General features: G+C 58.1%; 28 protein-coding genes. 17 read left to right on the forward strand and 11 right to left on the reverse strand.

The window, feature by feature from the left end; translation table 11 throughout:
* Window positions 1-2 precede the first annotated feature (2 nt).
* Genes trpE through trpA form a run of 5 tightly spaced genes read left to right on the forward strand, consistent with a single transcriptional unit; the run spans window position 3 to window position 5,703 of the window.
* Window positions 3-1,484 carry an anthranilate synthase component I gene (gene trpE / locus RCI_RS10155; protein WP_012036344.1) on the forward strand — a complete coding sequence of 494 codons (1,482 nt, stop codon included), beginning with the start codon at window positions 3-5 and terminating at the stop codon, window positions 1,482-1,484.
* A gap of 1 nt (window position 1,485) precedes the next feature.
* Window positions 1,486-3,075 (forward strand): bifunctional anthranilate synthase component II/anthranilate phosphoribosyltransferase, encoded by a 1,590-nt coding sequence (locus tag RCI_RS16335; RefSeq protein ID WP_012036345.1) that lies wholly within the window; start codon window positions 1,486-1,488, stop codon window positions 3,073-3,075.
* Window positions 3,072-3,713: a phosphoribosylanthranilate isomerase gene (locus tag RCI_RS10165; RefSeq protein WP_012036346.1), complete on the forward strand. Its 642-nt coding sequence runs from the start codon at window positions 3,072-3,074 to the stop codon at window positions 3,711-3,713. The genes RCI_RS16335 and RCI_RS10165 overlap by 4 nt, the downstream gene beginning before the upstream one ends.
* Window positions 3,710-4,882 (forward strand): tryptophan synthase subunit beta, encoded by a 1,173-nt coding sequence (gene trpB / locus RCI_RS10170; RefSeq protein ID WP_012036347.1) that lies wholly within the window; start codon window positions 3,710-3,712, stop codon window positions 4,880-4,882. The genes RCI_RS10165 and trpB overlap by 4 nt, the downstream gene beginning before the upstream one ends.
* Complete coding sequence (gene trpA / locus RCI_RS10175) at window positions 4,882-5,703, forward strand: tryptophan synthase subunit alpha (RefSeq protein WP_012036348.1); 822 nt, start codon at window positions 4,882-4,884, stop codon at window positions 5,701-5,703. Before trpB ends, trpA begins: the two co-directional genes overlap by 1 nt.
* Window positions 5,704-6,336: 633 nt before the next feature.
* Here the strand turns inward: trpA and RCI_RS17040 are convergent.
* Window positions 6,337-6,981, reverse strand: coding sequence for a hypothetical protein (locus RCI_RS17040; RefSeq protein WP_012036349.1), 645 nt, complete (start codon window positions 6,979-6,981; stop codon window positions 6,337-6,339).
* Between the two features lie 133 nt (window positions 6,982-7,114).
* Here RCI_RS17040 and RCI_RS10185 point away from each other — a divergent pair, with 133 nt between their 5' ends.
* On the forward strand, window positions 7,115-7,432 hold the full coding sequence (locus RCI_RS10185; RefSeq protein WP_012036350.1) for a winged helix-turn-helix domain-containing protein: 318 nt from the start codon (window positions 7,115-7,117) through the stop codon (window positions 7,430-7,432).
* A gap of 10 nt (window positions 7,433-7,442) precedes the next feature.
* On the opposite strand, the gene RCI_RS10190 is transcribed toward RCI_RS10185, so the two are convergent.
* The 3 genes from RCI_RS10190 to RCI_RS10200 are packed head-to-tail and all read right to left on the reverse strand — an operon-like array spanning window position 7,443 to window position 10,958.
* The gene (locus tag RCI_RS10190) at window positions 7,443-8,888 is read right to left on the reverse strand and encodes a COG1470 family protein (RefSeq protein ID WP_012036351.1); all 1,446 of its coding nucleotides are present in this window, start codon (window positions 8,886-8,888) and stop codon (window positions 7,443-7,445) included.
* Entirely contained in the window at window positions 8,885-10,051 is a 1,167-nt protein-coding gene (locus tag RCI_RS10195; RefSeq protein WP_012036352.1) for an ABC transporter permease, read from the reverse strand. The genes RCI_RS10190 and RCI_RS10195 overlap by 4 nt, the downstream gene beginning before the upstream one ends.
* 1 nt (window position 10,052) lies before the next feature.
* Window positions 10,053-10,958 carry an ABC transporter ATP-binding protein gene (locus RCI_RS10200; protein WP_048198448.1) on the reverse strand — a complete coding sequence of 302 codons (906 nt, stop codon included), beginning with the start codon at window positions 10,956-10,958 and terminating at the stop codon, window positions 10,053-10,055.
* A gap of 202 nt (window positions 10,959-11,160) precedes the next feature.
* On the opposite strand from RCI_RS10200, the gene RCI_RS15870 reads away from it, so the two are divergent.
* Together RCI_RS15870 and RCI_RS10210 are read left to right on the forward strand one after the other, a co-directional pair.
* Window positions 11,161-12,078, forward strand: coding sequence for a hypothetical protein (locus tag RCI_RS15870; RefSeq protein ID WP_012036354.1), 918 nt, complete (start codon window positions 11,161-11,163; stop codon window positions 12,076-12,078).
* 25 nt (window positions 12,079-12,103) lie between these two features.
* Entirely contained in the window at window positions 12,104-12,904 is an 801-nt protein-coding gene (locus RCI_RS10210; RefSeq protein ID WP_012036355.1) for a winged helix-turn-helix transcriptional regulator, read from the forward strand.
* Between the two features lie 223 nt (window positions 12,905-13,127).
* On the opposite strand, the gene RCI_RS10215 is transcribed toward RCI_RS10210, so the two are convergent.
* The 4 genes from RCI_RS10215 to RCI_RS10230 all read right to left on the reverse strand — a co-directional run bounded on the left by RCI_RS10215 (window position 13,128) and on the right by RCI_RS10230 (window position 17,703).
* Complete coding sequence (locus tag RCI_RS10215; protein WP_012036356.1) at window positions 13,128-14,555, reverse strand: COG1470 family protein; 1,428 nt, start codon at window positions 14,553-14,555, stop codon at window positions 13,128-13,130.
* Window positions 14,552-15,691 (reverse strand): ABC transporter permease, encoded by a 1,140-nt coding sequence (locus RCI_RS10220; protein ID WP_012036357.1) that lies wholly within the window; start codon window positions 15,689-15,691, stop codon window positions 14,552-14,554. The genes RCI_RS10215 and RCI_RS10220 overlap by 4 nt, the downstream gene beginning before the upstream one ends.
* A 1-nt stretch (window position 15,692) precedes the next feature.
* Complete coding sequence (locus RCI_RS10225; RefSeq protein ID WP_012036358.1) at window positions 15,693-16,616, reverse strand: ABC transporter ATP-binding protein; 924 nt, start codon at window positions 16,614-16,616, stop codon at window positions 15,693-15,695.
* A gap of 175 nt (window positions 16,617-16,791) precedes the next feature.
* A complete protein-coding gene (locus tag RCI_RS10230; protein WP_231844828.1) occupies window positions 16,792-17,703 on the reverse strand; it encodes a (Fe-S)-binding protein in 912 nt (303 codons plus the stop codon).
* Between the two features lie 145 nt (window positions 17,704-17,848).
* On the opposite strand from RCI_RS10230, the gene RCI_RS10235 reads away from it, so the two are divergent.
* From RCI_RS10235 to RCI_RS10255, 5 genes are all read left to right on the forward strand, one after another.
* Window positions 17,849-18,877, forward strand: a complete 1,029-nt coding sequence (locus RCI_RS10235; protein WP_012036360.1) for a hypothetical protein — start codon at window positions 17,849-17,851, stop codon at window positions 18,875-18,877.
* A 57-nt stretch (window positions 18,878-18,934) separates the two neighbouring features.
* Entirely contained in the window at window positions 18,935-19,432 is a 498-nt protein-coding gene (locus tag RCI_RS10240; RefSeq protein WP_012036361.1) for a hypothetical protein, read from the forward strand.
* 126 nt (window positions 19,433-19,558) lie between these two features.
* A complete protein-coding gene (locus RCI_RS10245; RefSeq protein ID WP_012036362.1) occupies window positions 19,559-20,749 on the forward strand; it encodes a bifunctional 5,6,7,8-tetrahydromethanopterin hydro-lyase/3-hexulose-6-phosphate synthase in 1,191 nt (396 codons plus the stop codon).
* 108 nt (window positions 20,750-20,857) lie between these two features.
* Window positions 20,858-21,241: a VOC family protein gene (locus RCI_RS10250; RefSeq protein WP_012036363.1), complete on the forward strand. Its 384-nt coding sequence runs from the start codon at window positions 20,858-20,860 to the stop codon at window positions 21,239-21,241.
* 11 nt (window positions 21,242-21,252) lie between these two features.
* Complete coding sequence (locus RCI_RS10255) at window positions 21,253-21,675, forward strand: DUF3788 domain-containing protein (protein WP_012036364.1); 423 nt, start codon at window positions 21,253-21,255, stop codon at window positions 21,673-21,675.
* Between the two features lie 5 nt (window positions 21,676-21,680).
* On the opposite strand, the gene RCI_RS10260 is transcribed toward RCI_RS10255, so the two are convergent.
* Window positions 21,681-22,145: a hypothetical protein gene (locus RCI_RS10260; protein ID WP_048198450.1), complete on the reverse strand. Its 465-nt coding sequence runs from the start codon at window positions 22,143-22,145 to the stop codon at window positions 21,681-21,683.
* A 185-nt stretch (window positions 22,146-22,330) separates the two neighbouring features.
* Between RCI_RS10260 and tpiA the strand changes: the two genes are divergently transcribed.
* A complete protein-coding gene (tpiA, locus tag RCI_RS10265; RefSeq protein WP_148266724.1) occupies window positions 22,331-23,020 on the forward strand; it encodes a triose-phosphate isomerase in 690 nt (229 codons plus the stop codon).
* A 503-nt stretch (window positions 23,021-23,523) separates the two neighbouring features.
* Here tpiA and RCI_RS10270 read toward each other — a convergent pair.
* Window positions 23,524-24,006 (reverse strand): metal-dependent hydrolase, encoded by a 483-nt coding sequence (locus RCI_RS10270; protein WP_012036367.1) that lies wholly within the window; start codon window positions 24,004-24,006, stop codon window positions 23,524-23,526.
* Between the two features lie 262 nt (window positions 24,007-24,268).
* Here RCI_RS10270 and RCI_RS10275 point away from each other — a divergent pair, with 262 nt between their 5' ends.
* On the forward strand, window positions 24,269-25,069 hold the full coding sequence (locus RCI_RS10275; RefSeq protein ID WP_012036368.1) for a class I fructose-bisphosphate aldolase: 801 nt from the start codon (window positions 24,269-24,271) through the stop codon (window positions 25,067-25,069).
* Window positions 25,066-25,617: a hypothetical protein gene (locus RCI_RS10280; RefSeq protein WP_012036369.1), complete on the forward strand. Its 552-nt coding sequence runs from the start codon at window positions 25,066-25,068 to the stop codon at window positions 25,615-25,617. Before RCI_RS10275 ends, RCI_RS10280 begins: the two co-directional genes overlap by 4 nt.
* Before the next feature lie 4 nt (window positions 25,618-25,621).
* On the opposite strand, the gene RCI_RS10285 is transcribed toward RCI_RS10280, so the two are convergent.
* Window positions 25,622-25,954, reverse strand: coding sequence for a hypothetical protein (locus RCI_RS10285; protein ID WP_012036370.1), 333 nt, complete (start codon window positions 25,952-25,954; stop codon window positions 25,622-25,624).
* 132 nt (window positions 25,955-26,086) lie between these two features.
* Here RCI_RS10285 and RCI_RS10290 point away from each other — a divergent pair, with 132 nt between their 5' ends.
* Window positions 26,087-26,602 carry a MarR family winged helix-turn-helix transcriptional regulator gene (locus tag RCI_RS10290; protein WP_052309956.1) on the forward strand — a complete coding sequence of 172 codons (516 nt, stop codon included), beginning with the start codon at window positions 26,087-26,089 and terminating at the stop codon, window positions 26,600-26,602.

Raw genomic sequence — 26,602 nt, forward strand, 5'->3', positions numbered from 1 at the left:
CTATGCTTATTGAGGAAATCGTTACCCGGCGGGCTAAGCCCGCGCTTATGGTTCCCGTCGTGGAGGCCCTCGAGCTGGACTTAGACCCGCTCGAGGCATTTGTAAGATTATCCGCGCCGGGCAGCCGCTCGTTCCTGTTCGAGTCCGCCGAGATCGGCGGCAAGTCGGCCCGCTACTCTTTCGTGGGCAGCGGGGCCACAGCAATTGTGGTAAAAGACGGCCGCATCACAGTCGGTGGCGCCGAAGTCAAGTCCGAAAAAGGCCCGGTGGCCTTCCTCAAGGACTTCATGGCCGGCTACAGGCAGCAGGCACCGGTCTACGTCAGGAAGGAGTCCTTCAGCGGTGAAAACCCGCCTCTGCCCCCGTTCTCCGGCGGGCTGGCCGGGTACATCTCCTACGACTTCGTCCGGTACGTGGACCCGATCGGCAGCACGGCAGTCGACGACCTGAACTGCCCTGATGTCGAATTACTCTTCGTGCAGGATTTAGTGGTCTTCGACCACGTGCGGCGGAAGAAACTGCTCATAGCAAACGCCGACGGCATGGATGACACGGCGATCATGCAGGCCCGGGAAAGGCTTCGCTCCATGGAGGACAGGCTCGCCCACCCGGCCAGTACTGTCTCCCGGCCGCCTGCCGTGAAGAAGCCCTTCGTGGTGAAGTGCCCCACCTCAAAAGAGCAGTACATGAAGATGGTGGAGCGGAGCAAGGAGTACATCCTGGACGGCGACGCCTTCCAGATCGTGCTCTCCCAGCGGCAGGAAGTGGAGACCGACGTCGACCACGTTGCCCTGTACAGGCACCTGAAGCAGATCAACCCGTCTCCGTACATGTATTTCCTGGAGTTCGGGGACATTTCAGTCGTGGGCTCCAGCCCGGAAATCCTGGTCAGGCTGCAGGACAAAAAGGTCATCGTCAGGCCCATCGCGGGCACCCGGCCCCGGGGTAAATCGGACGAGGAGGATAAGGTGCTGGAGGCCGAGATGAAGGCCGACCCCAAAGAGGTAGCGGAGCACGTGATGCTCGTCGATCTGGGCAGGAATGACGTGGGCAAGGTGTCGAAGTTCGGCTCTGTAAAGGTGGACGACTTCATGGGCGTGGAAAAGTACTCTCACGTCCAGCACATCGTGTCCAACGTGGTCGGCGACCTGGCCGATGGAAAAGATGCAGTCGACACACTCGCCGCCACCTTCCCGGCCGGTACCGTGTCCGGGGCGCCGAAGACGAGGGCCATGCAGATCATCGAAGAACTGGAGGGCCGGCGCAGGGGACTGTATGCAGGCTGCGTGGGGTACATCTCGTTCAACGGCAACACTGACATGGCCATCACCATCAGGACTATCGTCCTCAAAGGCGGAAAAGCATATGTGCAGGCCGGGGCAGGCATCGTGCTGGACTCGGTGCCCGAAAACGAGTACTACGAGGCGATGAGCAAGGGCGCCGCCATGCTCCGGGCGCTCGAGACGGCAGCCGGAGGGAAGTGACATGAAAGTAGTGATCGTCGACAACGTGGACTCCTTCGTCTACAACTTGTACCAGTACGTGGGCGAGCTTGGCGCAGACCCTGTGGTAGTGCCGAATACCACCACAGTAGAGGAGATAGAGGCGCTGGAGCCGGACCGGATCATCCTCAGCCCCGGCCCGGGCAAGCCGGAGGACGCGGGCAACTGCGTAGAGATCATCAAACAGCTCGGCACCAGGATACCTGTGCTGGGCGTGTGCCTCGGCCACCAGTGCATCGGCATCGCCTACGGCGGCACCGTTTCCAGGGCTCCGGCTGCTATGCACGGCAAGACCAGCATGATCCAGCATGACGGCACCGGCATTTACAGCACCCTGACAGGCCCGATCAAGGCCACTCGGTACCACTCCCTGACCATCAAGCAGCAGGGGCTCCCGGAATGCCTGAAAGTCACTGCCTCCGCAGACGATTCGGAGATCATGGGCGTCCGGCACAAGGAATATCCCATCGAGGGAGTGCAGTTCCACCCCGAGTCCATCCTGACCGGGGACGGGAAGAAGATGATGCTCAACTTCCTGTACGGCGGCACCATGAAGGACTACATCGAGAAGCTCGTGGAAGGCACCGACCTCACCCCTGCCGAGGCCACTGACGCAATGCGGCTGATCATGGCCGGCAAAGCGACACCTGCGCAGATCGGGAGCTTCCTGACAGCGTTGAGGGTCAAGGGCGAGTCCATCTCGGACATCACCTCATTTGCACTGGCAATGAGGGAGTTCGCCACCAGGATCAGCCCGAAGACGGAGCGGCCTGTCGTGGACATGTGCGGCACGGGCGGGGACACGATCAAGACCTTCAACATCAGCACGATATCGTCGTTCGTCGTCGCCGGGGCCGGCGTCCCGGTGGCCAAGCACGGCAACCGGTCCGTCACCTCCAAGTCGGGCAGCGCCGACATCCTCGAAGCACTTGGAGCGAAGATCGACGGGAAACCCGCTGACGTGCAGAGCTCGATCGAGCAGATAGGCTTCGGCTTCATGTTCGCCCCGGTCTTCCACGGGTCGATGAAGCATGCGATAGGGCCGAGGAAAGAGGTCGGCATCAGGACGGTCTTCAACCTGCTCGGCCCTCTCACTAACCCGGCCTCGGCAAAGGCCCAGCTCGTAGGCGTCTACGATCCAAAACTGGTGGTCCCGGTGGCCAAAGTGCTCCGCAACCTCGGCGCCGAGCGGGGCATGGTCGTCCACGGCATTGGGGGTCTGGACGAGGTCTCCACCTTCGGCCGGACTTTAGTGGCCGAGATAAAGGATGACAAAGTGATCACCTACGAGATCAGCCCCGGGGAGTTCGGCCTCCCCCAGGTGCATCCCCGGGACCTTAAAGGCGGCAGCGCGGAGGAGAATGCTCAGCTGGCCTATAAGCTGCTGCGAGACCTCGAAAAAGGCCCGAAGCGGGACATCGTGCTGTTGAATGCCGCCTGCGGCATATACGTGGGCGGAGCAGCCACCTCCATCAAGGAAGCGTTGCAGCTTGCCGCAGACTCCATCGACTCAGGCAGGGCGCTGGCAGTCATGGAACGATACATCGAGCTCTCGAAGGGGGCTGCAGCGTGACACGAGTAAAGATCTGCGGCACAACCACGCCTGAGGATGCCCTTGCATGTGCCGTATCGGGTGCCGACGCCATCGGGATGCTGGTGGACGTCAGGATTTCCCCGAGATGTATCACCGCCGACCAGGCCAGGCTGATCACGTCGGTGCTGCCGCCTTTCGTCGCCAGCGTTATCGTGATGCAGCCGTCCACCCCGGGCGAAGTGGTCGACGCTGTCAGGAAAATCAGGCCGACAGCGGTCCAGTTACATGGCAGCGAGCCGCCCGATTTTTTAAAGCACATCAAGCTGCAGGTGCCCGGCGTTCGGCTGATTAAGACCATTCACGTGGGCGAGGGGGGCGAGATCGAGAAGGCCCGTCAGTACGAGGGTGTAGCCGATGCCATTCTACTGGACACTGCGTCAGCCCGGGGAGGGGGCATGGGGATTACCCATGACTGGAATGTGTCCCGGGAGATCATCGGCTCGGTAAGGCTGCCTGTCATCCTGGCGGGCGGGCTGTCACCGAAGAACGTCGCCGAAGCTATTGAGGCCGCCAGGCCTTACGCGGTCGACGTGTGTAGCGGTGTGGAAGCAGAGAAGAGAAAGAAAGACCTCCGGCTGGTCCGGGAGTTCATCGAGCAGGTAAGGGTTACAAAATGACAGAGGGAAGGTATGGGGAGTACGGCGGCACCTACGTGCCGGAGATGCTGGTCCCGGCGCTGAAAGACGTCGACGCAGGCTACAAGAGATACAGGAACGATCCGGCGTTCCGGGAAGAGCTCGACGCTTACATGAAGGAGTTCGTGGGCAGGCCCACACCCCTGACGAAGTCCAGGAACATGAGCCGGAAGTACGGCTTCACTCTCTATTTGAAGAGGGAGGACCAGGCCTTCACCGGCGCTCATAAAATAAACAACACCATCGGGCAGGCTCTGCTGGCGAAGCGGATGGGCAAGACCCGGCTGATCGCCGAAACCGGGGCAGGCCAGCACGGCGTCGCTACCGCAACGGCGGCGAGGGCGCTGGGCATGAAGTGCACGATTTACATGGGTGAGGTCGACATCGAGCGGCAGAAGATGAACGTGTTCAGGATGCGGCTGCTCGGCGCCGAAGTAGTATCTGTCAAGAACGGCACCCGCACTTTAAAAGACGCGATCAGCGAAGCCATGCGGTCCTGGGTCACCTGTCTGGACGACACCCACTACCTGTTCGGCACCGCATACGGCCCCCACCCATACCCTGAAATGGTCAAGGACTTCCAGAGTGTCATTGGCAAAGAGGCCAGAGAGCAGGTGCTGAATCAGGAAGGCAGGCTGCCAGATGCAGTCGTCGCCTGCGTGGGCGGAGGCAGCAACGCGATCGGGATATTTTCCGGGTTCATACCCGATGAAAGCGTCCGCCTGATCGGCGTGGAAGCCGGCGGCTGCGGTATTGAAAGCGGCAGGCACGCGGCCCGGTTCCAGACCGGCACCAAAGGCGTTCTCCACGGCTCATACACTTACGTGCTGCAGGACAGGTACGGACAGATCTCGGACACCCACAGCGTTTCTGCTGGTTTGGACTATGCCGCCGTAGGCCCCGAGCACGCTTTACTGAGGGATCTAAAGAGAGCAGAATACAGCTACTGCACCGACGACGAGGCACTGTTCGGATTCCAGGAGCTGGGCATGGTGGAAGGCATCCTGCCCGCGCTGGAATCCTCGCATGCAGTGGGTTACGTAATCAAGAACAGGAAGCAGTTCCAGGGCCAGACGGTCATCGTCAACCTGTCCGGCAGAGGAGACAAGGACGTGTACACTGTAGCCAGGTGCATGGGGGTCGACATCTGATGACGTCGAGAAGAAATATGAAGCTGTCCGAAAAATTCGCCGAGCTGCGCCGCAACGGGGAGGGCGCCCTTGTCGCCTACATCACCATGGGAGACCCCTCCCCGGTAGAGTCTCTCGCCATAGCGCAGTCGCTCATCGACTCAGGCGCGGTAGACGTGCTGGAGCTGGGCGTGCCATTCTCCGATCCGATAGCAGACGGGCCGGTCATCCAGAACGCCGTCGACAGAGCGCTGAGGGCCGGCATGAACACTGACCTTGCTTTCGAGATCTCGGCGCAGCTTGACAAGAAAGTGCCCATCGTGTACCTGACGTACTACAACATCGTGCTCCAGTACGGGGTAAAGAGATTCTTCGAATCCTGCCAAAAATCGGGCATTTCCGGCGTGATCATCGCCGATCTGCCCTACGAGGAAGGTGCGGAAGTCCGGCAGGCATGCGCGGACAACGGCGTGGACTACATCCACATCGTCACGCCCAACACGAGCGCGGAGCGCATGCAGATGATCCTGGCCGAGTCGTCGGGCTTCGCCTACCTTGTCTCCACCAGAGGTGTCACCGGCAAGCGCGCCAGCCTCTCTGCCGGCATAAAGGAAGTCCTCGACCGGGCCAAAGCAGCCGCAGGCAACACCCCTGTAGCAGTCGGCTTCGGCATCTCCGGCCCCGACCACGTCACCGAGATCATATCCATGGGCGCCGACGGCGCCATCGTCGGCAGCGCCATCGTGGACCTTATAGCGAAGGGTGCCACCACCGAGGAATTGCAGGCGTACGTCCGCAGCCTCAAACAGGCTACCAGAACCGTCAGGGCCGTCGTGGAATAAACCATGGCGGTCACGGCTTTTTATCCCAACAACTGGGGAATAATTATTCTAACCACGGCGGCACGGCGGCACGGAGACCGTGCGAGAAGCGATGGCTGGATGGTTATTTGAACCACGGCGGCACGGCGACACGGAGACAACCGTATCGGAATAACTAGGTCCTCTTTTTATTGAACCACGGCGGCACGGCGGGCTGACGGCATGGAGACAATCATTCCATTGTTATTATCTGGAGAACTCAGGAATCGCTATAGATAGTAGCTTACCGGTCACGTGATCATAAGGATATATTGAAACACCTGGCCAGTAAACCGTTTTTGGTTAATGCACTGTCTCCGTGTCGCCGTGGATTAAAAAAGAATACCATGTTCGGCGTCGCATTGTCTCTGTGTCGCTGTGCCGCCGTGGTTCTAGTTACCATCTATTTGTAGCTGATCGCATTGTCTCTGTGTCGCTGTGCCGCCGTGGTTCCATCATTTGATTTCCATTTGCCGGAATAAGGGGCTGTGCTGCCGTGGTTCTATTTACCACCCTGTTATTGCCGATCTACTTTACCTCATACTGGCGTGGATCGTGATAACACTATTATAGAAAAAGTAAGGCCCACCAGATGGTGAGCCACTAAACTCTGGCCTACTGGAACACCACGAGGACTCTGTCCATCGTACCGCCGGACTGCTGGGTGATCAGGAAGGCCTGACCCGGACTGCCGGTGAACGAGTACATCTGCATGGCGCCGCCCGGACCTACGACGACTCCGCCGCCGGTGCCTCCAATTGTCGTGCCTGCTCCTGCTCCCGCTCCTGCTCCCGCTCCAGCGCCTGCTCCTGCTCCGGGTACCTGGACGCCCACGCCGACTCCGGGAATGGTGCCTGCGTATGCGCCTGCGCCTACGAAGCCTCCGGGGCCGAAGACGATCATGTTAGTGGGCCCGGTACCGGTGGTGATCTGCGGTGGCTGGCCTGTGGTTGCTGTGACGTACACGTTAGTGCCCGCCGGGACGTTGATCACCCTGACGCCCTGCTGCTGCAGGCTGGCAGCGTCTTCCGGGCTGACCGAGGTCATGGAGTACATGAAGCCGCCCCCGAGCGAGAAAGTCTGCGTAGTTCCTCCTCCTGTGCTGCCTACGCCGACGAACTGGCTGCCTCCTCCCGTAGAGGTGCCTGCTCCGGCCCCCGCGTAGGTCTGAAGGGCCAGGACAGCCGCCGGCAGTGCAACTGTGAGCAGCAGCACAGCGGTAGCCAGGACTAGTATTTTGTGAATGCTCTTCGTTTCCAACTCCCCCTTGCAGCCAATGTTCCGCGTACAGGGGGAAAAGCGTGCACGAGAACTATGACGAAAAAAGAGCCCGTTGGCTGGTCTTATGCCGTCGCCGGATATTTATCTCCCGGCGTCCACTTATTGATCTGGCATGTTCAAGTTCATCCGGGACCGGCTCAGGAAAAAAGACGATGGGATGGATGCCGCGGTAAGGGCGGCTATCGCCAGCGATAAGGTCTGCGCCATCCTCCGGCTTGTGGTGGAAAACCCGGGCATCTCAGCAACTACGCTGGCCGATCGTTCGAGGCTGGAGCCCGGCGTCGTCAGGGCGTGCCTTGTGCGACTTGCAGGCCTCGGGCTGGTCGAGGGTGATGCCGATGGCGGTTACTGTGTGTCAGAGGCCGCGAAGCCTGCGGTGATGGAACATTTGCCGCTGTACTACCAGTGCCCGGGGCTAAAAAGAGCGTGACGGCGAATGATCATCGCCGCCCGTATTTCCTGATGACCACCATGATGCCTGCCAGGACCAGGACCACGATGCCTCCCGCAATGTACGGGATGTAAGAGTCCGCGGTGATGTTGATCCTGTAGTCGAGCGTGTCTGCGGTAGCCTGGTCGCTCTTTACCGTCACTTTCACGTTGTAGTCGCTGGCCACGATGTTGGCGGGAGGCTGTACTGTCACCTTGAAGACCTGCGTCTCCCCTGCCCTGATGCTGCTGACCGACTCCGGGCTGGTGCTGACCGTCCACCCGGACGGGACCTCTATGCTCGGGTACACGTTGGTCAGCGCCGAGCCCTGGCCGTTGTTGGTGGCGTAGACGTTGATGGTGAACGGCTGCCCCGGTTTAGACGAGTATGAGAGCTTATCGTAGCTCGTGCTCAGCGAGGCTCCGCCTTTCAGCTTCAGGGTCAGGTCTCTGGTCACCTCCACGCCGTCCGGGGTGGTGATCACAGCCGTAAAGTTGTATTCGCCTACCTCCGCGCTGTTCGACGGGACGATGGCCAGCACCAGGCTCTTGCTAGCGCCGCCGGCCACGATGGCCTCTGCCATTTCGCTGGTGCTGCTCCTCGAATCCAGGTACATGTAGTACCAGTTCTCCGGCAGCCCGGCGACCGAGAGCTTGTACCCGTTCTGCTCGTTCTGCAGGTTTTCCAGGGTGATGTCGTAGTATGCCTTGTTGCCCAGCGATGCGATCACCGACGAGCCGGCCGGCATTAACACTTCGACCGACTCGTTGACGCTCCTGACGTCCACCTTGAGGTTGATGGCGTACGAGTTTGCGTAGACGGTGAACCGCTGCTCACCCAGGCTTGCCGTATACGGGGTGTCCACTTCGAGAGTTATAATCTTCGACTGGGCGGCGGGGACGTAGATCTGGTAGATCTCCCTGTTCTGGTACTTGAAGGCCGTGTCCCAGTCCGCCGGGCTCGAGGCGGCCAGGCTGTACGTGTGGTCAACGGCATCTTTGTTCTGGATCACGATGGGGAAGGACACGGTGTCTCCGGCACTGGCTACCAGGCCCGGAGTATCGCTGTACATCGTGGTGCCCTCGGTCCTGTTCACCGAGGTGATCGCCGATATGTCGATGTATGCCTGGGGGACGCCATCGTATACTCTGGTGTCCAGCACGGTGATGCGGGCGACGTCATAGTAGTCGTACGAGTCTCCTTCGGACAGGAGGGCGTTATTCCCGCTGTAGTATGAGCTCTTGATGTGGAGGCTGGTGACGTTGAAGGCTATGCTGTTGTTCGGGAAGCTGGGTGTCACGTAGACCCCCAGGCTGTTCTGTGGCGTAGTGCTGCCTTCGCTGATCCACCCCGAGTAGACTGACACGTAGCTGGTTTTAGCTTCGGCGGCCCCGGATACTGCCGCAGTGGCCAGGCAGAGCGCCAGAAAAGCGATTATCAGGGTTCTCAGCCTCATCTGACATCAGCCCTGATGAACTTCACATACGATATGCCGAAGCCCACGACGATCATGACCACGAGGGCCAGGATGTTCATCCAGACCGAGGAGAGGGATTCCATCAGCGAGACCGACTGGTCGGCCGACCGCTGGAATAGGCCCGGGTTAGACCCGCTGGTCCTGGGGCTGGCCAGCTTTTCAGTGATGACCTGGGAGATCACTTCGTAGTTGTAGCTCGGGGAGATGACGTTCATGATGCCCTCGATGGTATTCCTGGTACTCCAGTAGCTGGTGTACTCGGGGTTGATCGCCATCGGGGTGCCGTTCCTGTTGATGCCGGGGGCTCCTCCGGGGCCTCCGTCCGAGACCGCGTAGGTGACCACCGTCGTCGTGCCGCCCGGGCCGCCGACGAAGACTGAGCCCGGCAGCGCCGAATCGCCCGACGTAGAGCCCGAAGTCGAGGGGATCATCATCACGGGAGCAGGGCCCATGATGGCCGAGCCTACCGTGCTGGAGATGCCCGGGATGACCGCGCCAATAAGCACGACGAAGATGGCGATCAGGACCGCCATGGACGAGTTGGGGGAAATAGTCGAGGCGGTTACCGCTATCGCCAGGTAGGTGAACAGGAACAGCAGCGTCATCATGAAAAACGCCCCTATTCTGGCGAGGTCATCTATGCCCGGCACGATGCCGAAGAACATCATGATCGCGATCGTCGCCAGGAAGGTCGACGCCAGCACCATGAACAGCATGGCGCCTGCGCCCAGGAGCTTGCCGTTGATGACGGAGTCCCTGAACACCGGGTGCGTGAGCAGCAGCTTGAGGGTGCCCTCTTCCTTTTCCCGGGTGATCATGTCGAAGCCCATGGATATTGCGAGCAGCATCCCGAAGGATGCTATGTAGGAGCCATAGGACTGGAAGATGCTGAGCAGCGACGGCATTCCTCCGATCATCCTCACGACCATGCCGCCTACGCCCGCGGTATCCGATTTCACGGTCTGGAGGTTGTCATTGTACGCGCTCAGCTGCTCGTTATAATTGATCAGGCCAGTGATAGCACCGATGATCGTCAGCAGCGCGAGCACCCCGAACAGGGCCAGGAACCTCTTGCTGGCAAGGTAGTCCTTGAATTCCTTGGCAGCCACTATCAGAACCGGGCTCGTTTCTTTCGCAGCCATGTTACGCGCTCCCGTAGACTGTTTCGAGGAATACGTCCTCGAGCGACGGCTCTACGACTTTCAGCTCGCTGACGTGCAGGCCCTGCCTGAACAGCTCGTCCGAGATCTCGTCCCGGATGTCGGTACGGGCCCGGATCGTGGCGGTGCTGCAGTTGTACGACGCCTCGACGATGCCCGGGGTCTTGAGCTCCGGCAGCTTACCTGGCACTTTTACCACTATGGTCACCAGATCGTCCTTCTGCAGCTTTCTCTTGACCTCGTCGGTGGTGCCGCTGGCGATCAGCTTTCCCTTTGAGATGACGCCGATGTTCTTGCAGACGAGCTGGACTTCCGAGAGTATGTGGGATGAGAAGAAGATTGTCTTGCCCTTGCCCGCCAGATCAGAGATGATGTGCCTGAACTGAACCACTCCCTGGGGGTCGAGGCCGTTGGTCGGCTCGTCCATGAAGAGTACCTGCGGATCATTGATGAGCGCCTGGGCGAGGCCGAGCCGCTGCCTCATGCCCCGGGAGAAGCCGCCTGTCTGCGTTGTCACCCCTTTAAGGCCGACATATTCCAGCAGCTCGTCGATGCGCCTGTCCGCCTCAGCGTCGCTCAGGCCGTAAAACTTTGAGAAGTACTTGAGGTTCTGCCTGGCCGTCAGGGTGGGGTAGAACCCTATGCCGTCCGGCAGGTACCCGGTGATCTTCTTCGCCTGGAGCGGATTGCGGGTCACCTCAACATCGTTGATGAAACATTTGCCCTCAGAGGGCTCAATCAAGCCCACGATCATTCCTATGGTGGTCGTTTTTCCCGAGCCGTTGGGGCCTAGGAAGCCAAAGACCTCCCCTTTCCCCACGTTCAGGGAGACCGAGTCCACGGCCCTGACGCCGTTGTAGACCTTGGTCAGATTCTCCGTTCTTATCATGTGGTTTGCCTCCGGGCACCCATGCCGGATGCCCTGTCGTGAGCGATAGTCTGGAGAGCGCTGATAAATCATTTCTGACCATATCATCCAACGATAAAATCGCAGAAGGGAAATACCGTCCAGCAGGCTTCGAATTGGCCTCAGTTGGATGATCAGGTCAAAATGGTTATATATCCACGAGGCTCTCATATTCAATGGGCTTATGTTTAAGCGAACTGCATCCGTGGCTATGCTGATAATGCTGATACTGTCCTTTACCGTCGGCTCTGTCAGCAACACGGCCGCCTATTCGACGGTCACGACGGTCACTGTGACGGCTGAGCCGCACAGCCTTTTTCCCGGGGTGACGATGTTCCCTGGGCAGGGGGCTGTGGCCGTGGCTTCCGACAGAGTCTACGCAGTTCCCGCCGGGGTGAGCTATACTACAGTAGTCGTCGACATGGAGAGCATCCGCTTAGAGCCGCAGTTCCCCGGCAAAGGCAGGCTTCTCGAGGGACAGACGTTTACCCCGACAGGCGCCGTATTCCTGACTGCAAACTACCTTCCCGGTGCTGAGGCTCAGGCAGTCCTTGTCGGTAACGTGATGTTGTACGAGCCCGGCAACCTGACCCCTAAAAAGTTTCCTGTACGGTGGGAACAGAACGGCTCTCATCTCCCCGGCAAGCCTGAGTTCATAGCACACGTGATGATCGCCGGAGGCGGGATCGATGCAGGGAACAGGTCTGACATCTACGAGTTCAGCAGCAAAATCATTCTCGACGAGGCAGCGCTGGCCGACCGTGCTTACGTAATCAGCCAGTACAGCGCAGGCCCGAGCCCGTATAACCAGGCCGTCAAAGCCGGAGACGACAACTGGCACACCGTCAACGTGGCCGAAGCCATCGACTCGCTGGACGTCGACCTGAAGTGGGAAGAGGGCGACAGCGATCTCCGGCTCATGATCTACACCCCCGACGGCAAAGTCCTCGGCCCGTACTACGACGACGCGGACGGCGCAGCGGACGACCGGATCAACCTGAACATCACCCGCAGCGAAGGCCTGGCCGCGGGCGAGTGGTACCTGAAGGTCTCCGATACCGCAAAAATCGGTGAGACCGACTACTACGTGAAGACTTCATAGGGAATACAAGGCAGGCAGGGAAAACATGCGCATACCTCTCGTTATTACTGCAGTGGCTATCCTTGTCATGTCAGCCGTCACCATCTTCGGAGTGCTGACCACTACCATGGCCCCGGCGGTCACGGTCGGCGATTCCGGCGGCTACGTAGTCACCCCCGCCGCGCCGGACGGCTCTGCGGGCAAGACCCCGGTTGACGCGCCTTTGACATCGTATGGGAACCTGCCCCTGTGGGTCAAAATCGCCTCCGCCCTCGATGCTCTCCTCATCGCCATCGGCCTGATCGGAGTAGCCCCCGCCATCATCGGGCGGATTCAGGACGTGCTGGACAACAGCAATCGTCAGGCGATCTTCTACTACGTGCTCAACAATCCGGGCTGCACCCCGGCCGAGATCACCGCCCGGCAGAACATGAACAATAGTACGGTCAAGTACCACCTGCTCATGCTGGAACTGGAAGGCAAGGTCAGCAAGCGCAGGATGGGTAAGTTTACGAGATTTTACAACAACGCCGGCGTCAACGACATGGAGAAGGTCGTCGCCTCCTACCTGAGAAACGACACGAGCAGGAACATCCTCCAGGTCGTCATGGACAATCCCGGGATTACGAACAATGTCCTCTCGGAGCGGTTTTCGCTGGATAAGAGCACCGTCCACTGGCACATGGAGCGGTTCCTGAAAGACGGTTTAGTGGGCTTTGAGCAGGATGGCAAGTACAAGAAGTACTTCGTCAGGGCTGAGGCCAGCACTGCGTTCATTAAGCTCAGTGGCCACAGCCACATGAGCCAGCCGGCGATGGCGGCGATCACCGCCGAAAAGGCATCTTAAAACAACCTTCATTTTCGACCAGCACATCGACTGTTCACCACAGAGGCTCACAGAGTAGTGGTTACCACAGAGGCACAGAGACGCACAGAGATTTTTAGATATAAGGCTGAACTGTAAATCAGTTATAAGTCTCTGTGCGTCTCTGTGTATCTCTGTGCCTCTGTGGTAATACCTCTGTGCGTCTCTGTGTTCTCTGTGGTAAAACCTCTATGCCCTCTGTGTTTTACCGCCGCCCGAACTTCTTCACCACTACGAACAGCGATACCAGCACGATCACCACGATTGCCCCTCCAATGTAGGGGATGTACGAGTCGGTGGTCACGGTGATCCGGTAGTCGATGCTCTTGGCTGTCTGGTCGCTCTTCACCTTCAGCGTGACGCCGTAGTCGCTGGCTACGATGTTGCCGGGCGGGTCGATCTTGACGTGGAACTTCTGGCTGCCTCCGGCCTGGATGCTGTTCGCCTTCTCCGGGGTGACGGTGACGTACCAGCCGCTGGGCGCCTGGGTCTCGATCATCACGTTTGTCAGGGCGGCGCCTTTGCCTGTGTTGGACACGTAGACGTCGAACTCCACGGGCTGGCCGGGCTTGGTTTCGTACGATAGTCTGCCGCTGGAGACGACCATGTCCGAACTGCTCTTCAGTTTCAGGGTGAGGTCTTTGGTCAGCGTGTCCTTGCCGGGTGCCGATACCACGGCGGTGAAGTTGTACTCGCCCGGCTGCACGCTGTACGGGGGCACGATCTCCAGGAAAATGGTCTTCTCCGAGCCGGCGGGCACGATCACTTCGGCCATCTCGCTGGTGCTGGCTTTATCTTCCTTGAACTGGGCGTACCAGTTCTCAGGGAGTCCGGTTACGGACAGCAGGTAGTCGTTTTCGTTGGGCTGCATGTTCTTGATCCGCAGCTCATAAAAGATCTTGTTGCCGATCGACTCGACTACGGAGCCGTACTTCGCCGATAAATCCGCGGTGTGGTTGACGCTGGTGATGTCCACGTAAAGGTCTATAGATTTGTCTCCCACTTTGGCGATCAGCTTCTTCTCTCCCAGCGTGGAGGATGACGTGGTCTGCACGTCGAAGCTGATGGTCTTAGACTGCTTCCCCGGCACGTTCACCTTGTATACTGTCTTGTCCCCGTAGGAGAAGCAGGTCGTCCAGCCCAGCTCCGGATAGTCGTTCTGGGCGCTCAGGGAGTACGTCCGATCGTCATTGTCGTTGTTCTGGATGACGATCGGGAAGGATACCTTATCCCCTCCCAGGGCGCTCTGTCCGGGGGTATCGCAAGAGACTCTGGTGCCGGTTGAAGCAGAAGTGCTGCCGCCGCCTGAAGTCGGCCTGGACAGCTCCAGGTAGACCTGGCCGCCGGCATAGTCGACGTCGATTACGTAGATCCTTAATTGATCATAGTAGTGGATCAAGCCATCCACGGAGGCGGAGTAGTTCGTCTCAGCATAGCCGCCCGGCTTTTTCACGCACAGGTGGACGTTGCTGCCGTTGGTAATCTCGGGAGTCACGTAGCAGCCGTTGGCCGACACGATCGTCCCGTCCTTCGTCCACTGGGAATACAGTACCTCGTAGCCGCTCTCGGCGGCCGCCACCGGGGCGGCCAGCAGCAAAAGCGCTACGAGTACTATGGTTATATAGTGTCTCATGTGGCATCCGCTCTCATGAAGAGCACGTACGACAGCCCCAGGGCCGCGGTGATCTCTGCCAGTAAGGTTAGCATGTAGGACCACTTGGGGAACAGCGTCTGGTCTATGGGCAGGGGCTTCTGCGACCAGTGGCCGGCGTACGCCTCTGCCGGATCCCACTGCTTCTGCCTGTTGAGTGCCGCCTGATACAGGGCGTTATAGCTGCTCTGCGGGGAGAGGTACGAGATGATGTCGTTTATCTGCTGTTGTTTTTTATAATAGGCTATAGTCTCGTTCTGGTACTTCCACTGAGCCTCGTTCATGGCGGCAGTCTGGGCTTCCGTCGGGGGAGTATAGTTGCCGTCGAAGGATGGCTGGTAGATGCTTGATGTGTCCGGCTGTATCGGGTAGGGTCCGGTGATCAGCGCAGTGACCTCATACGATATGTTAGGCACCGCGAAGAAGATCAGGAACAGGCCGAGCATGCATAGTATAGCCAGCGTCGACGATCTGGTGATGGTCGAGACCATCAGGGATAGGGTGAAGTAGCACACGACGAACAGCACCGATATCCCGAAGAACGCTAAGATGCGGAGCAGGTCGTCTCCCGCCGGCACCATGCTGTTGATCAGCAGGATGGCCATGGCGATGAGGAACGTGGCGCCTATCATAATGACGATGGCCAGGATGCCGGCGATCGCTTTGCCGATGATCACCGTGTCCCGGTAGATGGGCCGGGTCAGCAACTGCTTCAGGGACCCTTCTTCCCGTTCTCTCGTGATCAGGTCGAAGCCCATCACGATGGCCAACACTGCGCCTGCCATGCTCATCGGCGTGGACACCCGGTAGAAGATGTCGACGATCGACGGCATCCACGGGTTGAACAGGTAGTCGAGCTGATCTTTCATGCCCTGGATCATCGCAGGGTCGTCGCCCCTAGCTTCAGCGTCAGCGATCTGCTTCTGCATGCTCGCGATCATCGGCTGGTTCTGCGCCTGCTGCTGCTTGTACTGCTCTAGCTGTCTGTCATAGTCCTGCATGCCGGTGATCACGCCGAAGATCGTCATGATGACGATGATGCTGAAGATGATTAGAAATCGCTTGCCGGTGACGAAATCGCGCAGCTCTTTCTCCGCAATTGTTAAGATGCCGCTCATTTCAGACACCCCTGTACACGGTGCCCAGGAACACGTCTTCCAGAGACGCCTCCACGGTGGTCAGCTGCCTGACTGGCACGCCTTTATTGATCAGCTCCACTGATATCCGGTCGGTGATGTCCTCGCTGGCCACTACCTCTGCCCCGTCCACGTAGTAGACGGCGCTGATGATGCCGGGCGTATCCAGCGCCGGCATGGTGCCCGATACCTTCACCCGCACCCTGACGTTGCCGTCCGGCCTGAACGAGCGCTTAACCTCGTCGATGGGGCCGCGGGCTATAATCTTTCCCTTAGAGATGATGCCGATCGAGCCGCAGAGCTGCCGGACTTCCTCCAGCACGTGAGACGATAACAGAACCGCTTTGCCAGCCTCTGCCTGCTCCTTGATGATCTTCCTGAAGAGCAGCACGCCCTCCGGGTCAAGTCCATTCGTAGGCTCGTCGAGGAAGAGGACCTGCGGGTCGTGCAGCAAAGCCAGCGCCAGTCCCAGCCGCTGCTTCATGCCTCTGGAATACTTGCCCACGGGCTTCTCCACGCCCTCCAGGCCGACGTACTTGATCAGCTCGTCGATCCGGCCTTCGATCTCCCTGGAGCGGTAAAACTTCGACAGGTACTTCATGTTCTGCCGGGCGGTCATGTGCCAGTAGCACCCTACCCCGTCGGGTAAATAGCCTATCAGTTTCTTGGCTTCGGTGGGCTTCCTGATCACGTCGATGCCGTTCACCAGGCACCTTCCCGAAGTAGGCTCTATCAGCCCTACCATCATGTTGATCGTAGTGGTCTTGCCCGCGCCGTTGTGCCCCAGGAACCCGAAAATCTCCCCGCCCTTCACTTCGAGGTCGACTGCGTCGACTACTTTTACGCTTTCGTACGCCTTCGTCAGGCCTTCGGCCTTCAAAAGACAATAGCTTTCGCTATCCTGCACATTATACCCTCCTGATGGTGGTTTAATGCACGTGCAAGAAAGGCTTGGGCAATATGCTATAAAACATTTATGTCATAAAATGTTAATTGAAAAATTATCTGGCAATTAATTAAGAAAAATAGTATAATGCCAGAGCCAGCTGGCAGGGCGGAGGAATTCGGCAAGTGCAGCCCGGCTACTCATGCGCCGGGGCACTGGGCCTGGCATGTTTGTCGAGCATCACGTATATGTCCGAAACCTTTTCCGGTCTCGCCGCCGACAGGCTCAGGTAGCAGAAAGGACAGTACGTGACGATCTTCGACTGGCTGGCGCCCACCGCCTTCTCCGCTTTCGAGCTGGCGAGAAGCCTGTCGTGAGTCATTACTCCGGATCCGGCACCACAGCACGGGCTAACGCTCTTGTTCGCCGAGCCAGGCAGCAGACTGCGGACCACTTCGCTTTTCTCCTTGCCGTGGCAGGGATCCTGGATGGCAAAGTCGCCGGCCAGGGTGAAACCGCTCAGCAGGTCGACTGCCAGCACTACTTCTGGGTTGAAGCCGTCCTGACCCTTGTAGTACTTGTTGAACGAGGTGTAGCACCCGGGACAGACGGTGATGATCTTCTTCACACCGGCGGCCTTGAACTTAGCGATGTTAGCCCTGACGACTTCTGCGCCCGAGGCTTTATCGCCCAGGTTGAACAGCACGTTGCCGCAGCACGTCTCGTTATCGATCAGGCCGTACTGTACGCCCTTCTTCCCGAGCAGGCTTTCGACGGCGGCCAGGATCTCAGGCGCCTTGTATGTGGGAGTGCAGCCCCGGAAGAGGATGGTGTCGCACTTGCCCGAGCCGGCTCTGTTACCCGAGATGCCGTAGGGGTTGCCTTTCTCCCGGATGTTCCTGCCTATTGTGCTGACATGCGGTGCGACAAGGCTCCTGCTGACCGCCATCTCTCTGGCGCCCCTGTTGAAGTCGGCGGTGTGGCAATCGTTGCACAGAGTACAGCTGTACAGGCCGGCGAGGTCTTTCTCGCTCAGGTTGCCGGCCAGCTTGATCTTTAAGTTGCAATATACGGAGTTGAGGGGGTTACAATTCTTCGTGCTCATCATGATACCTCTCGAATTAACGTGATAGCTTCTTGTCTTGATCACTAATTCCATGCATCACAATAGCGTAGCACCGTATTAACGATTTTTCGACAGGTACATATACCCGGGTATATGATACTTTCATAAAATACTCGGGCGACAGGATATGAGCGGCAAGACAAGGGCGAGAGGCGAGCGGGAGCCTACAGGCAGGACGAAATCTGCCATCCTGCTATACCTCGCGGATAACGGCGAGAGCACCTTCACGGAGATACGGGAACATTTGCAGGAGCGGCATAACATCAAGAGCTCCAAGGACGTGAAGCTGCACCTGAACGATCTGGCGTCAGACGACCGGCTGGCGCTGCTGGAGAAGGTCTCCCATGGCTCCGGCCTTGCCAACTCTTATCGAATCCGCTCTGGCTTCAACAGCCTGAAGCGGCTGCACAATTATTTGAACGAGTATGGCATGGTTCCCTCGCTGATGAAGACGAAGTACTTCGTGGAATATACATCCTCGAAATCCTTCGACACGAGGATGAGGACCAACATCGTCCGGAACTCGCTGATGGAGCTGACTGAGATCATCCAGGACGACCGGGGCTACGAAAAGATCAAGGCCCTGCTGGAGGCGGCCGGCGATGATCGGGAGAAGATCCTGGCGTGGGTCGACCGGGTGCGGGCAAGCGATAGGGACGATTCTCTCTCGGGCAGCTTCATGGCCATCGGGGACATGATGAGAGAAGGCGACATAGACCAGCTGGGCGACATTTTCACCGGCATCGTCCGGCTGCTGGCCTCCGAGGACTTCTTCGCCCTCATGGAGGACCTCATCATTCCACCCTATCAGCGGGACATGGTAATCGCCGTCAGGCGGTACTCCCCGAGCGCGCTGGACTACCTTTTAAATTCGTCCCGGAACAACCCGCTGTTTCCCCCGAACATCTTCCTCGCCTACGCCTTCAGCGAGATCCTCGATGCCCCCGGAGAAAACTTCATGGCCGGACGGCTGCCCGACATCGACTTCGCTCCGCTCCGCCGGTACAGCAAGGCGCTGCCCCGCCTGACATCGGAGCCCCCCATCGGGCTGATCGCCAGGTCGCTGTTCATCTCAGACATGGTACAGGGGAAGCTGGCTGTAGACGAGGTGCCGGAGGAGACGCTGAGGCTGATCTTCTCTGCCAGAGGTAACTAATAGCGGATACCCGCCAACCACTAACTATAATATGTTTATAATGCCAGATGTTTTTATATGCTGCCCGGGAAGGGAAAGAGAAAACCAATACCCGTTATAGTTTTTATCCTCGGACTCCTTGCTCTGTGGGGAATCTGCATGTTGTGCGGCTACCTGCAGAACCCGCCTGTCAATACTGAAAGACCCCCTGATCATCATTATAGCTATAACCTGAGCGGGAACGGCTCAGTCGATCGCGTGCTGATCAACGCCGAGTTTGACCCGGTACTAATTAATCAGGTGGAATATCTCGACTCTGGTGGAAACGACCTTGAGGTGAAGATCTGGGGCGCAACCGTGGGCCCCGATGCCGTGCACTTTAGCAAGGATGGCGAAGATCTGCGTGTCAACATCCGGATAGTCAGCGGAGTAGACAACTTCCTGGGTTCACCACGTGCCGGCACTCAAGTGTACCTGCCCAGAAACTGGACTTATTCCATTGTCTCGACTAACAAGAACGGTAACACAACAGTTGAAAACCAGTCGTGGAGCTATACTTCATATGGTGTGGCCTAGCGATTATCCTGTTCATTAGTACACCATCTCCGGGCCGAAGGCCCACTACAACCATTCACCACTCTTCAGTTTACCCAAATGGTTATTAATAAAGAGTGTCTTAGGACACGAAGTGAGGTTCTATTCATGTACCAGATCGGAGAAGCTCTCATCGGCGAGGGCAACGAGGTGGCCCACATCGACCTTCTTATCGGAGATAAGAACGGCCCCGTTGGCATCGCTTTCGCTAATGGCATGACCCAGTTATCCATGGGGCACACGCCCCTGCTCGCAGTCGTAAGGCCTAACTTAATCCCCAAGCCCGCGACTCTCATCGTACCGAAAGTCACCGTCAAGAACATGGGCCAGGCGGCCCAGATCTTCGGCCCTGCCCAGGCAGCCGTCGCTAAGGCAGTCGCCGACGCAGTAGAGGAAGGCGTAGTGCCCAAGGATCTCTGCGAGGACGTCGTCATCATAGTCTCGGTGTTCATCCACCCCGAGGCCCAGGATCCCACTAAGATTTACAAGTACAACTACGGCGCGACCAAGCTGGCGTTGACCAGGGCCATGGAGAAGTTCCCGGGCGTCGACAAGGTCACCTACGAGAAGGACAGGGGAGTACACGCCATCATGGGCTACAAGATCACGAGGCTCTGGGACGCGCCCTACCTGCAGATCGCCATCGACGCGCCGGACCTCGGCGTCGTCGAGCGCGTCCTGAAGAACGTCCCCAAGAACGACCACCTCATTATAGAGGCAGGCACCCCGCTCATTAAGAGGTACGGCCTGTCGGTCATCAGCAAGATCCGGGAGATCAGGAAGGACGCCTTCATCGTCGCCGACCTGAAGACCCTGGACACCGGCAACCTGGAAGCCCGCATGGCAGCCGACAACCTCGCCGACGCAGTCGTCTGCTCCGGCCTGGCACCCATCGCCACGATCGAGAAGTTCATCGAGGAAGCCCGCAAGGTCGGCATCTACTCCATTATCGACACCCTCAACGTCGAGAACCCGGCCAAGCTCATCGCAGCTCTCAAGGTCAAGCCGGACATCGTCGAGCTGCACCGCGGCATTGATACGGAAAGCCAGTCTGCCGAGCACGCGTGGGGCAACATTCCCGAGATCAAGAAGGCGGCGGGCGGCAAGAAGCTGCTCGTGGCAGTCGCAGGCGGCGTCAAGGTCGAGAACGTCGAGACCGCATTAAAGGGCGGCGCAGACATTCTTGTGGTTGGCCGTTCTATTACCAACGCCAAGGACATCGAGGGCGAGTCCCGCAGGTTCCTCCAGGCGATGAAGAAGGACGAGATCGATCAATACAGAATTATGACGGACTTCTAAACATACATTTGAGGGCTCAGCATGCCCTCATATCTTCTTTTATAACCGCTTTACCGGTATATTCTTGCACAGAAAAATTAGATATACCAACCTCAAGAGTTATAAGTTATGAAAATTTTTATCACCAGCTTATTCGTCGACGACCAGGCAAAAGCTTTGAAGTTCTACACTGACGTCCTCGGCTTTATAAAAAAGACAGATGTGCCGGCCGGCCAGTTTCGGTGGCTGACCATCGTCTCTCCCGAAGGGCCGGCCGACGTAGAGCTACTCCTCGAGCCTGACGAGAACCCGGCCGCCAGAGCGTACCAGAAAGCCTTACGTGAGCAGGGGATACCGGCGACCATGTTCAAGGTCGCAGATATTCAGAAGGAGTACGAGAGGCTGAAAAACCTGGGCGTCGTCTTCACAGTGCCTCCGACTAAGATGGGTCTGGCCACCGGCGCCATCTTCGACGATACGTGCGGCAACCTGATCTCGATTATACAGCCCTGAGGAAGTATCAAATGGCAATCAGCGCTTTTGATGACAGGTCTAAACAGCCGACCGAGGAATACCTCAAAGCAACCCTCGGCAGCGCGTATGCTCTCTGGACTGATCTACAGAACCAAATAGCATTGACTTACTCTGCCTCCCCCGAGTGGGGCTATGCCAGCAAGAAATCGGGCTGGGGGATGCGGATGAGGGCGGAGAAGGGCAAGCGGGTAGTCCTCTACATGACTCCGTGCAAAGACTATTTTATAGCCTCGTTTGCGCTTGGGGAAAAAGCCGTGGAGGCCCTTCACGAGAGCGATCTGCCCGCTTCGGTGCTGGAGATCATCGACTCAGCCCAGAAATACGTGGAAGGCCGGGCGGTGAGGCTGGAGGTCAGGAGCGCTGCTGACGTTTCCAGCGTGGTGAAGATCGCTGCAGCGAAGATGGCTAACTGATCGGCCTATTGTTTATTATTTCTGGTCTCGCACTTCCTGCCTTTTAGCGTAAAGTAGTGGAAGATGCCGCCTATAGCCCCGGCGAGGGCATAGGTGATCAGGATGGCGATTAGCTCTAAGGGGCCGTACCGGTCGAGGCTGTCGGTAAAGAGGCGCATCTGCTCGGGGACGCCGAGCATCGGCGCTATCAGGAACCACAGGAGCATGCCTGCGATGGCCGCTATCAGGGCTGCTCCCACGGCGCTGGCGGTTGATGAGTTGGGGCCGAGGCAGGCGAAATACGCTTCCCGGGCGGCAAGCCATCCCGTCAGGATGAGGGCCAGTGGCACGGCTCCGAAGGCCCAGGCTAAGAAGTACACTGTCTGGTTCGCCGGGATCAGCCGGCTGACGAAGTATACTGCGAATGATACGACTGCGACCATCAGTACGCCTGCAATGATCGCCTTGGTTATGCCGCCAGGATAGCTCATGATATGACCACAAGAGTATTGGCGGCCAGGCATATAACGATGACTGCTGAAGCCATAGTAATCCCGCATCTACTGCCGATGTTATGCAAGCTCTCGCTACCTGATGCCTTCTCTGCGGTGTGGCTCTGAGTATATCATGTTTTCACAGGGAAGAATCTATTATCCGTCGGGGCAATACTGATCACATTATGCCAGCGAAGGAACCCGTCATCATCCTCAATTACAAGACTTACACGGAGAGCATGGGCGAGCAGGGCCGGAAGCTCACCTGGATGGCCATGGAGGTCATGAAGGAGACCGGCGTCCGGATCGTCGCCTGCCCGCAGCTGCCCGAAATGTACCATCACAAGAACCTGGATATTGAAATTTTCGCCCAGCACGTCGACCCCATCGAGCCGGGCGGCCACACCGGGCACATCCTGCCCGAGGCCCTGAAATGCGCCGGCGCCACCGGAACGCTGATCAACCACTCCGAGGACCGGATGCCCGCCGACCAGATCAGGAAGTGCGTGGAGCTGTGCCGCAAGCACGGGCTGACCTCTGTCGTATGTGCCGAGAGCGTCGAGAAGGTCAAAGAAGTCGCAGCCTTCAAGCCCGACTATATCGCCATCGAGCCGCCCGAGCTCATCGGCAGCGGCATACCCGTATCAAAAGCCAACCCCGACATCGTCCGCAACTCCGTAAATGCGGTCACCGACCCCGAGATCAAGGTGCTCTGCGGCGCGGGCATCAGCACCGGCGACGACGTCAAGGCAGCGCTGGCGCTCGGCACTCATGGCGTGCTGCTAGCGTCGGGCGTGGTCAAGGCAAAGGACCCAAAGAAGGCGCTCTACGATCTAGTGTCGCTGATCGCGCCCAAAACCGTGACAGGCTAAAGGGATTTTACTTTTTTACCACGGCGGCACAACGACACGGAGACATATTGGTATCAGTACGACCGATAGAAAAACTGAAACCACGGCGGCACAACGACACGGAGACTACTGGGACACCATAACGAGGCACTTCTTTTTCAGTCCACGGCGACACGGAGACAGCCCATTAACTAAAACGGTTTACTGGCCAGGTGTTTCCGTATATTGTTATGATCACAAATCCGGTAAACCACTCTCTATAGTGATACTTGGTTTCTCCAGTATGGTAACAATAGACGGATTGTTACTGTGCCGTCGGCCAGCCGTGTCACCGTGGACCTAAAAAGAGGGCTTTGTTATTCGGGTACCGGTTGTCTCCGTGTCGCCGTGCCGCCGTGGTTTAAATAACCCTCCAGCAGTCGTTTCTCACTTTGCCTCCGTGTCGCCGTGTCGCCGTGGTTAGACATTTGTTTTCCAGATGTCTGGATTATGAGCCGTCCACCGTCGTTTAAATTCGCGTAGTTTTAGAATCTTATCAGCCCATAGTAATAAGCGGCAGCAGCCAGCCCGGCGCCCAGGAATATAATATTTAGCACAAGGCTGTTGCTCTTGAACCACTTGAGGCCGCGCATTTTCTCGTCGAAGGGCCCGAAGAGTGGCACGCCCTTTCTGGTCAGCGAGTCCAGCAGCACGTGGGACAGCGTCGCGCTCAGGACGGCGAGGGTGACGTAGCCTGATAGGGGCCCGGCGTGGAAGATGTCGTCGAACAATATGTAAGTCGCGCCGGTGGCGATGAATACTGTAGTCAGGCTGTGGGTGATCCAGGTGCGGTGGAAGATGCCTCCGAGGCCTGTGTCCACGTCGGGCGAGACGGACATTGCTGCGGCTATGGCGCCTGCGACCAGCGAGAGGGCTAAGGTCTGTGCTGTGTCCCCGCCTCCGCCGACGACGGATAGTATGCCGTAGAAGAGGAGTAGCGAGCCTCCGAAGTGGCCGGTTCTGTCCAATCGATCCCCGGCTACGGTTAAAACCGCATGCTTAATAGGCTTTTCTAGAGCCCGTACTGAAAATATTGGCGTTATGATGCCAGTTAAATTGAATCATAGCGATGTTTGCCGGTTTGTTGTACTAGCAGAGGCTAAATCGGGGCTTGATTGGCATGAATTTATTCTATAATTACCAATTAAATCATAGCTAACCCCGCTTTTTTCAGCAAAATCTGTTGCTCACTAATATATTATAGTAGCAATAATCGACTTTCTGATACCTATGGTCGGAGCGTCTGAAAAATACATGTCCCGTCTGTTCAGGGATGGCAAGGCGATGTTCCTGGCCTACGATCAGGGCCTGGAACACGGCCCGAAGGATTTCAACGACAGGAACTACGATCCGTGCTATATCATCGACATAGCGCTCAAGAATAAGTTCACCGGGCTCATCTTTCACAAGGGGCTGGCCGAGAAGTACCATGAGCACTTCTCGGGCAAAATACCCCTGATCGTCAAGGTCAACGGGAAGGACAACATCGCTAAAACTGAACCCTTCTCCCCTGTTGTCTGCTCTGTAGACTACGCGGTGAAGCTCGGAGCGGAAGCCGTGGGGTACACGCTGTACGTCGGCTCGCCTCTCGAATCGAAGGCCATGGAGGATTTCCGCCGGGTCCACGAAGAGGCGAGGGAATACGGGCTGCCCGTGATCGGGTGGATGTACCCCCGCGGCCAGTACGTGCCCAACGACACCGATCCCACGATCGTCGCATACGGGGCGAGAGTAGGCCTCGAGCTGGGGGCGGACGTGCTCAAGGTCAAGTACACCGGGAACAAGGAGACGTTCAAGCGGGTAGTGCAGATGGCCGGGCGGTCGAAGGTCGTCTGTGCGGGGGGCCTGAAGACCGACGCGAACACGTTCATGCAGCAGACCCGGGACATCCTGGACGCAGGCGCCTGCGGCGTCGCAGTCGGAAGGAACGTGTGGCAGAGCGATCGGCCTGACAAGATCGCCCGGGCGCTGGAGGCGCTGATCTTCGAGAACGCTCCGGTTAGCAAAGCAATGGAGGTACTGTCAGCATGAAAACCTGTGCAAACTGTAGACATGTCAGGCCGTCCAGCGGGACGTGCAAGAAAAACCACGCCATGGACGCACGCGGCCTGAAAAAGGACTGTAAAGACTGGCTCAAGCAGGACTGTACAAACTGCCGGTACCTGACGAAGGATGCCACCACGTACTACTACCAGACGACACACAAGCTCTGGTGGACCGGACGGGGGAACCCGTATACCGGAGACCGATGCGAGGGCTGCTCGCTCCGGGCTTACGCCAGCATCCGGCAGACTATCGACCAGGTCAAGCGTGACACCAGCGACCTGTATGAGACCGTCGGCAGCCTCAGCGTAGAATGCGTGACCGGCAGGTACGATCTCGTCTCGACGCTGGAGCTGATTGCCGAGAGCATCAGCACCAGCACCAGCAAAGCAGGAGAACTGGCACTGCGGGCGAGGGAGATCGAGCGCACCAGCGAAAGCGTCCAGCACAACCCCGCCAGGCCTGCAGAGGCTGTCAAGGGCATCATGGTCGCCGCCCGGGCCAGCCAGGCTTCGACGAGCGAGAGCGTCGAATGATTGATTATCCGTCAGTCTTCTCGTCCGCAGGTTCGACGACCTCGACCTGCACTTCTTTTCCGTCTTCATCCACAAACTTCCAGTTACCGTTTTCGTCCTCGATCAGGTTGTAGCCGGGCTCCAGGTCCTGAGAGGCTTTGGTGACGACTTTTCCGTACCTGCGGATGCCGACTGGGAGCATGCTGATCAGCTGGCCTGCAGAGGTATCGTAAGCTTTGCGGTCAGGCGCGATCATGACGTCTGTGATTACGCTGCGCTCGCCCACCAGGATCAGTGGCACTTCCGATTCCCTGGCCGAGGCTCTGGCCATCTCGAGGGCGTCTGCTGTGATCTTCATAATAATCCTGTTTGTCTTCCCGGGCCAAATAGCTATTCTACCCTGACGTTTGCTGCTCTGGTGTCACCGGTAAATTTATAACGTATTAAGTAAATTACGAGTTACGTAATAATTTGAATGTTGGTGATTCATGTGAAAAAAGTCGGTGAAAACTCTGTCGTGGCCGGACAATGCTGCCTCGAAAGCGAGGCCCATGCCCTGCTCCCCGGGCTGGTGAAAGTGATGTGGGCGATGAGGGTGGACCGGCCCTCTGCGTGGTCTCCAGCTTTCGAAGGGCTGACACCACTTGACCTCCACATACTTGCCTTCATCGAGGCCCGGCCCGACGTAATCCTGAAGGAGCTCAGGAATTACCTGGACGTGCCCAACAGCACCCTCACCGGCCTGATCGACAGGCTCGAGAAGAAGGGGCTCATCGAACGCGTCATCAGCGGCAGAGACCGGCGGTCGTTCGGCCTGAAGCTCACGGCGAAAGGGGCGGACCTGAGGAAGGAGCAGCAGCAGGTCCGGCTGGCCAGCGCCTCTAAGATGCTCGGGGCCCTGGACAGCGACGAAGAGCGCCGGGCTTTCGTCGGCATGCTGAACAAGATCGGCGACAGGCTGATCCTGGGTGAAGCGGGAAAAGCGCAGGGCAAAGGAGGCGTTTAA

The organism is Methanocella arvoryzae MRE50 (assembly GCF_000063445.1).
GTDB lineage: Archaea > Halobacteriota > Methanocellia > Methanocellales > Methanocellaceae > Methanocella_A > Methanocella_A arvoryzae.